Genomic DNA, 13,196 nt, shown 5'->3' on the forward strand with positions numbered 1-13,196 from the left:
ATTAAACGCAAAATGGTTAACATCGACGGTACTTTCGGCTTCGATTTTCTCGCGGGAACTCTCAGCAACGATACGATGAGAGGATTTGCGGGTAATGATACTATTCAAGGTTTGGGGGGAAATGACCGGATTTTTGGCGATCGGGAAAATGACTTGCTAGCAGGAAATGAAGGCGCTGATACGCTGTCTGGTGGGCAGGGAAGCGATACAATCTATGGAGGACAAGGTGAAGATGGGATTTTTGGCGATCGGGGTCACGATTTGCTAATAGGCGGCGAAGGCAGGGATATCTTAACAGGAGGGGCAGGCGATGATTTATTTGTCATGGAAAAAACCGCCGCCGCATCTACTATTACTCAAGCCGATATAATTACAGATTTTGGCAACGGCAATGATAAAATTGTCTTGACAGAAGGCATGAAGTTTAGCGATTTAGAGCTTTCTGTTGCCGACAACCAAACTATTATGAAAGATAAAAAGTCTGGGAATTATTTAGGAGTTGTTCCGGGAAACCCAAATCTGACTGAATCCAACTTTATGTCGCTGTTTGGGGGGATAGATATGGGTCAGCTTTTGCCAATTTCTGTTAACACGATTATAGCCGATCGCGCGATCGCACTAGAAGTGGCGCAAACTCCCCAAGAACAAGCGACAGGTTTAATGTTTCGCACAGAATTGCCAGACGACAGAGGAATGCTTTTCCCGATCGATCCCGCGCGAAACGTGCGTTTTTGGATGAAAAACGTGTTGATTGAGCTGGATATGGTTTTTCTGCGGGAAGGCGTCGTGCAGGCGATAATTCCTAACGTACCGCCGTGTTTGAGCGAAACCTGCCCCAACTACGGCCCGGATGTTCCCGTTGACGGAGTTATTGAACTCAGAGGCGGAAGGGCGGCCCAATTGGGACTCAAAGTTGGCGATCGGATTCCCAATTTACCCTAAAAAGGTAGATGAAATCATGTCTGTTTGATTCGGACTTGTATGATGTTAAATTTGGTAGGGGCCCGTGAGCCAACAATAATTGCCCATAATCTACAATATAATAAACCCGCCCCCGCCCATACTACCGGACATGATATGATTTGATCGCAGCATTAACCATTTGTGCATCCAATGAATCCTATTGAATTAAAAATAATCCCCCATCAAACTCAAGACGGTTTAGCTTACCAACATTTGCGCTTGCGAATTACCACTCAAGACGGTATCATCACACCCGATGATTTACAAGGTTTGAAACTTCCTCAAGACGTTCAATTAAGCCAAGGAATTGTCATTGAAGGTAGAGGAGCAATTTGGCTCTATGGGTATTTAGTGCACGAATGTCATCCTGCCGCGTGGGTGGGATGTTACGATCCGCGATTAGAAGGTGCCGTGGTAGTAGCGACGCACAAGCACGAGGTATCAGTTGGACAGGTATTAAAATTGAGTTTACCAAGCGATTAAGACTCTCCTGAGTTTTAGGTGATAATAAATAAAAATAAAACTTGCCTTGGTGGCGGAATCTTAAGATCCAGGAGAGTGGTGATTAAATTAGAGCGTTTTGGGTTGAGGGGGTGACAATCCCGTCAGTGCTTTCTGTTCATTGACACTCAAGCGGGCTGAAGCCACTGAGATTCTGCGGACAAAGCAGCTTTAGGTAACACCCAAAGTTTTACTCTCGCTACGGTGGTCAAGCACCGTCTACACAGTCGGTCAAGCTTTACAACTAACTTACTGGCTACTTTTCTTAGAATATTGGCAGCGCCGTTTAGATCTGCATTGATTACAGTTCCATCGGCAGAGCGATACAATCCACGTTTAATTCGTTTCCCAGATGCTTTCCACTCAGGCGGTTTTTCACCGTACTTGGGTAGGGAGTCTCCATCAAGAAAACTACTTTTAGACGTATAGGCTTCTTCTGTTTCAGTGAATTTAATGCCGTACAAATTACACAACTGGCTCAGCCGATCTTTTAATTTTCCTAACGGCATCTGAACAAACTTTTGATTATTCAGTTTACCCATATCGACATTGGATTTGAAACCCTGATTCCATCCAATTACTAGATTTCCAATACCATGCTTTAAGCAGTGGGAGACGATTAACTTCGCAGCTTTATTAATTCCATCGCGCATTTGGTGATTCCGCTTGCGGGTTACGCGGTCTAGCCAGCTATCCCAGTAGCCCGTGGGCTTTCCTTCCTTTCTAGTTGCTATTTTTTTGTTCCAAAGTTGATTCATCGCTTTCATGGCGCGAGCATCAATCAAAAAGGAATTTCCGAGCGTATCAACGCAAGCTGCTAAATTATCAGCAGTCCCCAAATCGATTGATAACGCTTGGCTATAATCTAAAGCGTGCTGCTGACATTCTACTTCGTAAGACATTTCTAAGTAGAAAGCACCATTCTTCGGAAGAATTGTGAATTCTTTAACCTTTGAGTAGTCAATGTTTGACGGCATGGGTAGAAAGAATTCAGAAACCCCTGCGCCAGCGCCGTACTGTTAAACCCAGGGAAAATCTCAACTGGTCGCCGACAAGCGCTGGCTTTAATCCACCAGAATTTGGATAGGCAACTTTAAACAACTTAGAACCTGTTAAATAGCTCGGAGGCTTGGGTCTAAAATGCAATTGACCTTTGCCGTACAAAGCTTTTAGCTCTTTGAAACTTTTGAACGCTTCTGTTACCGACATCAAGGTTTGCTGCATGGGTGTTGAAGGCAACGACTTGGCAACCATCGACTTAGAAATTGACGGTTCAAAAGATAAATCAAACTTCCCTGTCAGCAGTTTTCCTGTTTTAAAAAATGTCTGACGAGTAAAATAAACGGCGCTATTGTATAACTTTCCAGATTGCCGACAGAGATATTGCAACACGGCTTCAACTTCTTTGGTAGGAGACAGTAATACTTGCTGTACTCCCATTGTTTTTTTGATTCTAGCCACCTCTTTTTCCGATAAATTAGTTGATTTATTTAGTTGAGAGAATTATAGTGGACAAGTCAAGCCACAACAACAAAACTTTATGTTGCCACTTCCAGAGTACCAAACCAATAACCACGTCAAGTTCTTGCTTAACTACCATATCATTCTGCTAACTAAGAAAGACACGGGGACTTCAGTCCCCCGAGTCGCTTTCCTCTCAGGACTAAAGTCACGCTCGTTTCCCGCTTCCCGTATTACTTTTATGAAGTTTTTCGCACCCAAGTTCATCTGGGAGGTTTGGGTTTCCCGAAAGTGACAATTGTCATATTTTACGCCTGGGTGGCAATTGCATACGGATTAGCTTTTAGGAGACAACTTCGCTCGACTCCCTATCCTTTACTGCTGAGTGGCGTTGGTTTGTTATTTGTTGCCTTTTTTGTAGAAGCGCTGCCTTTAAAAAACGAGATAGTTTCGAGCTTGCTGGAGGGAATACCGAAGCTGTTGAGCGGGATTAATATTGCACTTTATTTTTGGTTTGTGTCTCAGGGTTTGATAGTCCGATCGCTCAATTTTTCTCACAGGAAATGAAATCCATAATGAAGTAAGATGAAGATTTGCCGTTGGGTGGGGGCGGGTTTTTGAGATTGTCTATTTTGGGAAAATATTGTTTGTAAAACCCGCCCCTACATGATTGTATAATCTGTTAAAACAGAGATATTGCACCATTGTCAATTAGCCTTTTATGAACAGGCAAGATGCCTGTTCCACAAAATATAAATTTTCTTGTGGAACAGGCATCTTGCCTGTTGCTGAAAATAGTGCAAGATATCAGTTAAAACAAAAAGTATCGCTGCGCCATTGGCAAAACTGTTGCCGGTTCGCAAGTTAACAATTCCCCATCCGCCCTGACTTCATAAGTTTCTGGATCGACTTCCATTTGTGGCAAATAATCGTTTAGTTTCATGTCTCTTTTACTAATTTGTCGTGTCCCGGAAACTGCTACAGTGGGCTTTTGCAAACCGAGCTGTGCTGCAATACCTCGATCGCGCGCAGCTTGGGAAACAAACGTCAGACAAGTCGCCCCAATCGCCCCGCCAAAACTGCCAAACATCGGCCTCATGTGCACTGGTTGCGGCGTAGGAATGCTGGCGTTAGCATCTCCCATCTGCCCATAGGCGATCGCCCCTCCTTTAATTACCAGTTCCGGTTTCACCCCAAAAAAAGCCGGTCGCCACAAACACAAATCCGCCAATTTTCCCTCTTCCACCGAACCGACATACTGACTAATTCCGTGAGTAATTGCCGGATTAATTGTATATTTCGCAATGTACCGCTTCACCCGAAAATTGTCATTTTCTCCCCCTGTGGAACGGGCATCTTGCCCGCCCAAACCCCCTGTGGAACGGGCATCTGGTCCGTTCAAATTCCCCCTTTGAACCTTCATTTTATGTGCCGTTTGCCAAGTCCGAATAATCACCTCTCCAACTCTTCCCATCGCCTGAGAATCAGAAGAAATCATACTAAACGCGCCTAAATCGTGGAGAATATCCTCAGCAGCAATAGTTTCCCTTCTAATTCTCGATTCAGCAAAAGCCACATCTTCAGGAATGCCCCGATCCAAATGGTGGCAAACCATCAACATATCTAAATGTTCTTCTAAAGTATTGACAGTGTAAGGGCGAGTCGGGTTAGTTGACGAGGGCAAAACATTAGCTTGACCGCACACTTTAATAATATCCGGCGCGTGTCCGCCGCCAGCACCTTCGGTGTGGTAAGTGTGAATAGCGCGATTTTTAAATGCGGCAATTGTAGCTTCCACAAATCCCGCTTCATTGAGAGTATCGGTGTGAATTGCAACTTGCACATCGTACTCGTCAGCTACACTCAAACAAGTGTCGATCGTTGCTGGTGTAGTTCCCCAATCTTCATGGAGTTTCAAACCCATTGCACCGGCAAAGATTTGTTCAATTAATCCTTGGGGTTGACTGCTATTTCCTTTACCTAAAAATCCTAGATTTACGGGGAAAGCGTCAGCAGCTTGCAGCATTCGGTACATATGCCAAGGCCCTGGAGTGCAAGTTGTGGCGTTTGTACCCGTTGCCGGGCCAGTGCCGCCGCCGATCATTGTCGTGATGCCGGAGGCGATCGCCACTTCTATTTGCTGCGGACAAATAAAGTGAATGTGAGTATCAATTCCCCCAGCGGTGAGAATCATTCCTTCACCGGCAATCACTTCTGTACCGGGCCCGATAATAATATCTACCCTATCTTGAATATAAGGATTTCCGGCTTTACCAATTTTGTAAATTTTGCCGTCTTTAATGCCCACATCTGCTTTAACAATTCCCCACCAGTCTAATATTAAAGCATTAGTAATCACCGTGTCAACAGCGCCGTCTGCATTAGAAATAGGCGACTGTCCCATGCCGTCGCGAATAACTTTGCCACCGCCAAACTTAACTTCATCCCCGTAGGTTGTGAAGTCTTTTTCAACTTCTATGAATAATTCTGTATCGGCTAACCGGACGCGATCGCCCACAGTCGGCCCGAAGGTTTCCGCGTAGGCGCGGCGATCCATTCTGTAACTCATATTAATTAGCTCCTTACTTGATTTAATTTTCCCACAAACTGGTTCACCTGTTCTTCTGTTTTAAAGAATCCTTCACCAATTGAACCAAAGAAATCATCTTGTGCTATTTCTTGATAGTTAGGTAACAAATTAGCCAACTCTTCTACATCAATGTTTAAATAGTTTGACAATCTATCTATGTATACCTTAAACTTTAGACCCTCCCTAGGCGTGCTTTCAGTTAACAAAAGATTGAAAATAACTTGGCTATTTTGACTTGTTCCTCTCAATGCCAGACCTCTTGTTGTTGTATTTATCCAAAATATTTGTGGTATGATTTCGTTGTAAAGTAGTCTATACACTTTTCCAACTTCCTTGCTCTCTGCTATTTCAATTAATTCTTCCAGGGTCAAGTTGGGCTTTCTTTTTGATATTATATTTACAGGTTTAATTTCAGCCTCAATCAAGAATTTTATTGCTAGTAACTCTCTACCACTAGAGTCACAGAAATACTGGAATGTTGCGACATTGATTCTCACACCATAAGTTTCTAATAAGTATTTAATAATCCTTTCAGAACTACTATCTATCTGTGCAGCTACAATTATAATTTTGTGCTGAGCATTCAAAATATCAGGGAATTCTGAGCTAAATTTCTCACAGAAAGCCTTTTCTAAGTTACTGCCATTTTTAGTCAGTAAATAAGCATTGGCAATTTCTCTAACTCTCTCGTTTGACAAATCCTTAACCCATGAGGCGTAATCCAAGGCTTGTGCTGTTACTTCTCTTGCTGTTTTGTCCTTCTTTAACTCAACAATGACTAAATCTCCGTTCCTATCTATACATAAAAGGTCAAGTTGTCCACCATAATCAGTAATCACTTGCCGACCAATTACCAAGAGATCATCTGCTAGGATTGAAATATCATTATCTAGCCAGGTTTCTAAACGAGATTCTAAGTCTAACTTAGATTGGGTAATTTCCTTCAAGTGAGCCTTTGATATTTTCCACAATCTAATTTGATCGGGCATATCGAATTATACTCCTACTAATTATTGTTTTTAAGTTCGGCAAAAAAGTCTCTTCCATCTAAAAATCTCATTCATCTAATATACCGTTCACTTTTCCATTAAAACCGTAGACTTGACGACTACCAACAAACGGCACTAATTGAACTTCCCTTTCATCTCCGGGTTCAAACCTGACTGCTGTACCTGCGGGGATATCCAACCGCATTCCTTTTGCTTGTTCTCGATTAAATTCTAAGGCTTCGTTTGCCTCATAAAAGTGATAGTGGGAACCGATTTGAATGGGTCGATCGCCTTTATTTCCTACCAGCAACCGCACCGTTGGGCGAGCGGCATTTAATTCTATTTCGCCTGCTGAAACAATCATTTCTCCGGGAATCATCTTTTCCTCCTCTGAGTATCTGTGGTTGATTTTTTAACGTATCGGATCGTGGACTGTTACCAACTTAGTTCCATCGGGGAAAGTCGCCTCAACCTGGACTTCATGCACCATTTCTGCTATCCCTTCCATCACATCTTCCCGCGTCAGGAGAGTTGTTCCGTAACTCATTAAATCGGCGACGGTGAGGCCATCTCTTGCTCCTTCTAAAATGGCGGCGGAAATGTAAGCTAGTGCTTCTGGATAGTTTAATTTTAAACCTCTTTGTTTCCGGCGCTCTGCTACCAAGGCAGCGGTGAAAATCAGCAGTTTGTCTTTTTCTTGGGGGGTGAGTTGCATTTTTATTCGGGTAAGTGCGATCGCATTATTTGATTATGATATCGTTTACGGTGGTTTCTGAATGATTTAACCGCAAAGGGCGCTGAGGGCGCTGAGTCAGAGAACAGAGAGATGAATAATCTAGTTAGGAGGGCAACTATACATTGAAACTCAAAGATCATCCTATTTTATCCAAACTCTGGGCAAACAGCAAGGGCGTTCTGAAAAAGATAAGCGCAGCAAGTGCCAAATGTTGACAAACCAGTCTCTAGCTGCGGTTGTCGATGTACCGCGATATCGGCACAGCAAACCGTTAGGAATACGAGTCACGCCGACGGTGGAATTACCAGGATAAATTGTTGCCTCACAAGGCAAATCTCGCACTTTTTCCACGATTTCTGTGGTTACGGGTTCGCCTACCCAAGCGAGGGTGGCGACTACGGGTTTTCCTGCGAGACCGTGAGGACTTTCGAGCATTTTTTCTCCACCTTTTAGCAATTGTCTGTCAATCCATAAAGGGCTATTTTGTTGCCAGACTTCGGTGTGCGATCGCCATTCTCCAAACAAAAACTTTTCGCCCCTAGCACTGCGTCCAAATCGGGTAATTTCCCACAGTAAAATCCTCGCTGTTGGTGCTAATTCTACCCGCAAATTTTGCCGATATATTGCGCCGTCAAAAACTATAGTTTCCTGTGGTAGCCATTCTACATTAGCACCGGGTTCTAGTTTGATGTCAATATTTTGTTGTGATTCTAGTCCGCTGCTGCGATAGATTTTACCAGCGGCAGCCGTGGTAATCAAGACTTTGGCGTTGGGTTGGAGGTGAAAATGGCTGGAAAGTCGATCGCCCCCGACAACTCCCCCAGCCGTGTGCAAGATGACGCTGTGACAAACGTCTTTCCCTTCAGGATAAAACGGACGCTGCACCTTTAGGGGCGCTTGCATTTGATTGTGAATGATTTGAGTTGAGCCGCTGCGGTTAGCGTAGACTAAATTGAGGTAGCCGTGCCATCCATTTTCAACTTGATCTATATGTTGTTTGGTCAAATTTTCAGTCACTAATTTTTTAATTTAAAAACATTCACTATCAAAAACATACCACGACTGCGGCGCTTCCCTGCAATTAGTTAAATAATGATAATCGTTATCGGAAATATTTTTGGTTTCTGCACTTATTAGTATAATAATTTACATTTATCAACCATCAGATCGGCGAAGATGCGCGTACAATGTAAAAATCAGTAACTAGAGGAGTGCAGAATATGCCTCAAGTTCTCTTCAAAGTTGACTTGACCAAACCGATGTCTGAACAGGAATTAGTCGGTCACAATCGCTGGCATCCAGATATTCCAGCAGTAGTTTCCGTCAATCCCGGCGATGTATTTCGCATCGAGTGCAAAGACTGGACAGACGGACAAATTAAAAATGACGACAGTCCCGACGACATTCGCGATGTAGACTTAACAGTAGTTCACGTTTTGAGCGGGCCAATTTACGTTAACGGCGCGCAGCCAGGGGATATTTTAGTAGTCGATATCCTCGATATCGGGGCTTTGCAAGGGGATGAATGGGGTTTTACGGGAATTTTTGCTAAAGAAAACGGTGGCGGTTTCTTGACCGAACATTTTCCGACTGCTGCTAAAGCAATTTGGGATTTTCAGGGAATTTATACCGCTTCCCGACACATACCAAAAGTCAGGTTTGCTGGGATTACTCATCCGGGTTTAATCGGCTGCGCTCCTTCTCAGGAATTGTTGAATAAATGGAACAAACGGGAAGCGGAATTAGTAGCAACAGATCCCGATCGAGTGCCGCCTTTAGCAGCACTGCCGAACCCCAAAAATGCTGTTTTGGGGTCGCTGCAAGGGGCAGAATTCGATCGAGTTGCGGCAGAAGCGGCGCGCACTGTTCCTCCCCGCGAACACGGCGGCAATTGCGATATTAAAAACCTGTCGCGGGGTTCGAGAATTTACTTCCCGGTTTATGTCGAAGGCGCGAAACTTTCGATGGGAGATATTCACTTTTCTCAAGGAGACGGGGAAATTTCATTCTGCGGGGCAATTGAAATGTCGGGGTACATTGACCTCCACGTTGATATTATCAAAGGTGGGATGGATAAATACGCGATGGTCAACCCGATTTTCAAACCCGGGCCGGTGGAACCCCGCTATTCTGAGTACCTCGTTTTTGAAGGGATTTCTGTTGATGAATTTACGGGTCAGCAGTATTATATGGATGCCCACGTTGCTTATCGCCGAGCTTGTTTGAATGCGATCGAATATTTGAAAAAGTTTGGTTTTACCGGAGAACAAGCGTATTTGCTCTTAAGTTGTGCTCCGGTTGAGGGTCGCATCAGCGGCATTGTGGATATTCCCAATGCTTGCTGCACGATTGCTTTACCGACAGAAATTTTCCAGATGGATATTCTGCCATCTTAATTAGTAGGGCGGGCCGGGCCAGTCAAGGGGGTGTGAACTTAAGACTAAAGTCCTCTGTATCTCTCGCTTTTATCCGAGTCTAGATCCCCCTAAATCCCCCTTAAAAAGGGGGACTTTGAGCGCTCTTGTCCCCCCCTTTTTAATGGGGGCTAGGGGGGATCTAGAGGAATGTGACTCAGACAGGAGACTGATACTAACTTTGACCTTAAGTTGAACTTAAATTAACACAAATGCGCGGCCCGCCCTAGTCATTACATCCAAATTTACCCTCAAAAATTGATATGCCTCTTTACGATTTTAAGTGTGAAACTTGCGGCATTTTTGATAAGTGGCGCCCTCTTGCAGAAGCAGATACACCGGTGCTTTGCCCGAGTTGCGCAACTGTTGCTAAACGCATCTTTTCGCCGCCGATGATTCTAACTGGAAAGCTGCGGTTGAAAGGTCAAGAAAATCGGGAACCGCAGGTAGTTAAGCGTTCTGAGGAACCATTACCGCAGCGGAATCGCGAACACCGAGGGGGACGACCTTGGATGATCGGTCACTGATGCAGTTTGATATTCCGACAGTCCGATAGTCCGGCAGGGAATGAATTCCCTGCCTCAAAGCGAAAGTCCTCTTAAGAGGACTGTAAAGTTAGTATTTGCTTGCTGTGCGTAAGTCCTGTATTTCAGTCGGTTTCAACCGACTTTTGCTATTAGACAGGGACTTCAGTCCCTGGCGGGCCTGGCGGGCCTGGCGGGCCTGGCAGGCCAAGGAAGTATGAATCAATTCTACTCTCTTTAAAAAAGGCTAGGGAGTATCGAAATTTTAAGCGATCGCTGCGTAACTTCTAACCAGATTATACTAATTAATATGCGTTTTAAATTATCCTCCCATGCCAGCAACCCCTGAAAGCCTCCAAAAATTCGTTACCTACTGCCAACAACACATTACAGGCGATGAAAAAGGACAAGCACAGGTATTTTTAGACCGCTTCTTTCGGGCTTTCGGCCACGAGGGGGCCTTAGAAGCAGGCGCAACCTATGAGGAACGCATAGAAAAAAGCAGCAAAAAAGGTCAACTCGGATTTGCGGATTTGGTGTGGAAAAAGCACGTCTTGATTGAAATGAAAAAGCGCGGTGAAGATTTGACTAAAAGAGAACACCGCACCCAAACAGAACGCTATTATATTCGCCTCAAAAAAGACGATCGCCCGCGCTACGTGATGATGTGCAATTTTGACGAGTTTCACATTTACGATTTCGACCTTCAGCCGGATCAGCCTGTAGACATTATATCCCTAAAGCAATTGCCCGCGCGATCGCCCGCTTTTGCCTTCATGGAATCTACCAGCCGCCGCCCCATATTCAAAAACAACCAAGTCGAGATTACCGAAAAAGCTGCTAGCAGAATGGGGATGCTGCTGGAAATGCTAATTGATCGCGGCAAAGAGCGCAAATTTGCTAAATTTAATCAGTTTCAGGCACAGCGATTTGTGTTGCAGTGCGTCTTAGCAATGTTTGCCGAAGATAGGGGACTTTTGCCGCCGGCACTCTTTACTCGCTGCGTCAAAGATTGCCTAGAAGGAGCGAGTTCTTACGATGTCTTGGGCGGCTTATTTATAGCAATGAATCAGCCGGGAGTCACGCCCGCAGGACGTTATGAAGGAGTCGAGTATTTCAACGGCGGATTGTTTTCTGAAATACATCCCATTGAACTGCAACAGGGAGAGTTGAAAATATTAGAAGCTTGTGCCGAACAAAATTGGAGTCAGGTACGCCCTTCTATTTTTGGCAATATCTTTGAATCGGCTTTGAAAACAGATAAAAAACAGCGCCGCGCATACGGGATTCACTTTACTACTGAGGGAGACATTCGCCGCATTGTTCTGCCTACAATTAGCTATTACTGGGAAGAGCGAATTAACGCTGCAAATACTGTAGCCAAACTGCAAAATCTGCACCAAGAATTAGGTCGCTATCGCGTCCTAGATCCGGCTTGCGGTTCCGGTAATTTTCTGTATGTAGCTTATCAGGAACTTAAGCAAGTTGAAAAGTTACTTTTAGATAAGCTAAACGAGTGCGACGGTACAAGAGGCTATATGAATTTAGTCACGCCGCAGCAATTTTACGGCATGGATATTAACTCGTTTGCGGTAGAGTTGGCGCGGGTGACACTGATGATTGGCCGCAAGGTGGCGATCGATAATTTGGGATTGAAAGAACCTTCTCTGCCTTTAGATACTTTGGATAAAAATATTGTCTGGGCTGATGCTTTATTTACTGATTGGGTGAAGGCTGACGCGATTATCGGCAATCCTCCGTTTTTAGGGGGAAAGCACATGAGGATTGCCCTGGGAGATGAATATATTGACCGAGTGTTTAAACGCTTTCCTGATGTGAAAGATTCGGTTGATTTTTGTGCTTATTGGTTTCGCATAGCTCACAATAATTTAGAACTAAATGGCAGGGCTGGTTTAGTTGCTACTAATTCAATTAGTCAAGGTAAAAGTCGTGCTGCTGCTTTAGATTATGTCGCGCAAAATGGCGGTCATATTTATGCGGCCGTTTCTACTCAGCCTTGGTCGGGGGAAGCTAAGGTTCATGTTAGTTTGATTAACTGGAGCAAGGAAAAGCCGAAAGTTTACTATTTAGATAATCTCGTGGTTTCAAGTATCAATTCTTCGTTGCAAGCTACGATTGATGTTTCTCAAGCTGCTAGGTTTTCAGCGAATTTAAATAAATGCTTTCAAGGTGTAATTCCGGTGGGAATGGGATTTATAGTTACTAAACCACAGGTTAATGATTGGATTAAAGCAGATGCGAAAAATCAAGAGGTTCTTAAACTTTTTTCAATGGGTGCAAATCTAGCACAAAATCCTAACGGTATGCCGGAACGCTGGATTATTGACTTCAATGATATGAACATTGAAGAAGCGAGTGAGTATGTGCTGCCTTTTGAGTATGTGAAAGCTAATGTCAAGCCTGAACGGGATAAAAATCGAGATGCACGCTCCCGAATTTATTGGTGGAAATTTTTGCGATCGCGTTCAGAAATGAGAAAGGCGATCGCCCCTTTATCTTACTACTTCACCGTACCCAGAGTCTCAAAATGCGCTGTCTTCATTCCCGCTCCTGTTAGTTGGCTGCCGGGAGACAAATCAGTAGTTGTTGCCTCTGATGATTTTTATATTCTCGGCATCCTAACATCGAAAATTCACCGAATTTGGATGCACGCTCAAAAATCAACTCTCAAAGCAGATATCGCATACACCCACAATACCTGCTTTGAAACTTTCCCATTTCCCCAGACACCGACTCGTCAATCAGTAGAGCAAACTCGGGCAACGGCCGTCGAATTGCATCAATACCGCACTCAACAAATGTCAGCTAAACAGTGGGGAATTACTCAACTTTAAAATAAATTTTTTGAAGAGCCAACAAGTCAACTTTATAAACTTCATGAAGCGCTCGATCGCGAATGTAATGCAGCTTATGGATTTACTGACAGCGACGATATTTTAGCAAAAGTGCTGGAATTAAACCTAGAACTGGCAGAACAAGAAAAACGGGGAGAGCCGG

At 44.1% G+C, this 13,196-nt stretch carries 13 protein-coding genes; 6 read left to right on the forward strand and 7 right to left on the reverse strand.

Annotated features, from left to right (window positions below; all coding sequences use genetic code 11):
- The first annotated feature begins 12 nt into the window (after window positions 1-12).
- The gene (locus QUB08_RS11810; RefSeq protein WP_333224888.1) at window positions 13-942 is read left to right on the forward strand and encodes a DUF192 domain-containing protein; all 930 of its coding nucleotides are present in this window, start codon (window positions 13-15) and stop codon (window positions 940-942) included.
- Between the two features lie 171 nt (window positions 943-1,113).
- On the forward strand, window positions 1,114-1,446 hold the full coding sequence (crn3, locus tag QUB08_RS11815) for a CRISPR-associated ring nuclease Crn3/Csx3 (RefSeq protein WP_333083735.1): 333 nt from the start codon (window positions 1,114-1,116) through the stop codon (window positions 1,444-1,446).
- Between the two features lie 146 nt (window positions 1,447-1,592).
- On the opposite strand, the gene QUB08_RS11820 is transcribed toward crn3, so the two are convergent.
- Window positions 1,593-2,441: a transposase gene (locus tag QUB08_RS11820; RefSeq protein ID WP_333224889.1), complete on the reverse strand. Its 849-nt coding sequence runs from the start codon at window positions 2,439-2,441 to the stop codon at window positions 1,593-1,595.
- A gap of 13 nt (window positions 2,442-2,454) precedes the next feature.
- Complete coding sequence (locus QUB08_RS11825; RefSeq protein WP_333224890.1) at window positions 2,455-2,925, reverse strand: hypothetical protein; 471 nt, start codon at window positions 2,923-2,925, stop codon at window positions 2,455-2,457.
- A gap of 291 nt (window positions 2,926-3,216) precedes the next feature.
- Here QUB08_RS11825 and QUB08_RS11830 point away from each other — a divergent pair, with 291 nt between their 5' ends.
- A complete protein-coding gene (locus QUB08_RS11830) occupies window positions 3,217-3,492 on the forward strand; it encodes a hypothetical protein (RefSeq protein WP_333224891.1) in 276 nt (91 codons plus the stop codon).
- Window positions 3,493-3,736: 244 nt separating this feature from the next.
- Here QUB08_RS11830 and ureC read toward each other — a convergent pair whose 3' ends face one another.
- The 5 genes from ureC to QUB08_RS11855 form a co-directional block, all read right to left on the reverse strand.
- Complete coding sequence (gene ureC, locus QUB08_RS11835) at window positions 3,737-5,494, reverse strand: urease subunit alpha (protein WP_333224892.1); 1,758 nt, start codon at window positions 5,492-5,494, stop codon at window positions 3,737-3,739.
- A gap of 5 nt (window positions 5,495-5,499) precedes the next feature.
- Entirely contained in the window at window positions 5,500-6,504 is a 1,005-nt protein-coding gene (locus QUB08_RS11840; protein ID WP_333224893.1) for an endonuclease NucS domain-containing protein, read from the reverse strand.
- Window positions 6,505-6,571: 67 nt separating this feature from the next.
- Window positions 6,572-6,883, reverse strand: coding sequence for an urease subunit beta (locus QUB08_RS11845; protein WP_333224894.1), 312 nt, complete (start codon window positions 6,881-6,883; stop codon window positions 6,572-6,574).
- 33 nt (window positions 6,884-6,916) lie between these two features.
- Window positions 6,917-7,219, reverse strand: coding sequence for an urease subunit gamma (gene ureA, locus QUB08_RS11850; protein WP_006635319.1), 303 nt, complete (start codon window positions 7,217-7,219; stop codon window positions 6,917-6,919).
- A 162-nt stretch (window positions 7,220-7,381) separates the two neighbouring features.
- Window positions 7,382-8,257, reverse strand: coding sequence for an urease accessory protein UreD (locus QUB08_RS11855; protein WP_333224895.1), 876 nt, complete (start codon window positions 8,255-8,257; stop codon window positions 7,382-7,384).
- Between the two features lie 203 nt (window positions 8,258-8,460).
- Between QUB08_RS11855 and fmdA the strand changes: the two genes are divergently transcribed.
- The 3 genes from fmdA to QUB08_RS11870 all read left to right on the forward strand — a co-directional run bounded on the left by fmdA (window position 8,461) and on the right by QUB08_RS11870 (window position 13,033).
- Window positions 8,461-9,636 carry a formamidase gene (gene fmdA, locus QUB08_RS11860; RefSeq protein WP_333224896.1) on the forward strand — a complete coding sequence of 392 codons (1,176 nt, stop codon included), beginning with the start codon at window positions 8,461-8,463 and terminating at the stop codon, window positions 9,634-9,636.
- Between the two features lie 281 nt (window positions 9,637-9,917).
- Window positions 9,918-10,181: a zinc ribbon domain-containing protein gene (locus QUB08_RS11865; RefSeq protein ID WP_333224897.1), complete on the forward strand. Its 264-nt coding sequence runs from the start codon at window positions 9,918-9,920 to the stop codon at window positions 10,179-10,181.
- 329 nt (window positions 10,182-10,510) lie between these two features.
- The gene (locus QUB08_RS11870) at window positions 10,511-13,033 is read left to right on the forward strand and encodes a DNA methyltransferase (protein ID WP_333224898.1); all 2,523 of its coding nucleotides are present in this window, start codon (window positions 10,511-10,513) and stop codon (window positions 13,031-13,033) included.
- Window positions 13,034-13,196 lie beyond the last annotated feature (163 nt).

It is taken from the genome of Microcoleus sp. BR0-C5 (genome assembly GCF_036705045.1).
In the GTDB taxonomy this organism is placed as follows: Bacteria; Cyanobacteriota; Cyanobacteriia; order Cyanobacteriales; family Microcoleaceae; genus Microcoleus.

Coding starts and splice junctions, on each gene's coding strand:
- QUB08_RS11845 (WP_333224894.1), bottom strand. CDS start 6,883: ATGATTCCCGGAGAAATGATTGTTTCAGCAGGCGAAATAGAATTAAAT.
- QUB08_RS11820 (WP_333224889.1), bottom strand. CDS start 2,441: ATGCCGTCAAACATTGACTACTCAAAGGTTAAAGAATTCACAATTCTT.
- crn3 (WP_333083735.1), top strand. CDS start 1,114: ATGAATCCTATTGAATTAAAAATAATCCCCCATCAAACTCAAGACGGT.
- QUB08_RS11840 (WP_333224893.1), bottom strand. CDS start 6,504: ATGCCCGATCAAATTAGATTGTGGAAAATATCAAAGGCTCACTTGAAG.
- fmdA (WP_333224896.1), top strand. CDS start 8,461: ATGCCTCAAGTTCTCTTCAAAGTTGACTTGACCAAACCGATGTCTGAA.
- QUB08_RS11865 (WP_333224897.1), top strand. CDS start 9,918: ATGCCTCTTTACGATTTTAAGTGTGAAACTTGCGGCATTTTTGATAAG.
- ureC (WP_333224892.1), bottom strand. CDS start 5,494: ATGAGTTACAGAATGGATCGCCGCGCCTACGCGGAAACCTTCGGGCCG.
- QUB08_RS11810 (WP_333224888.1), top strand. CDS start 13: ATGGTTAACATCGACGGTACTTTCGGCTTCGATTTTCTCGCGGGAACT.
- QUB08_RS11870 (WP_333224898.1), top strand. CDS start 10,511: ATGCCAGCAACCCCTGAAAGCCTCCAAAAATTCGTTACCTACTGCCAA.
- ureA (WP_006635319.1), bottom strand. CDS start 7,219: ATGCAACTCACCCCCCAAGAAAAAGACAAACTGCTGATTTTCACCGCT.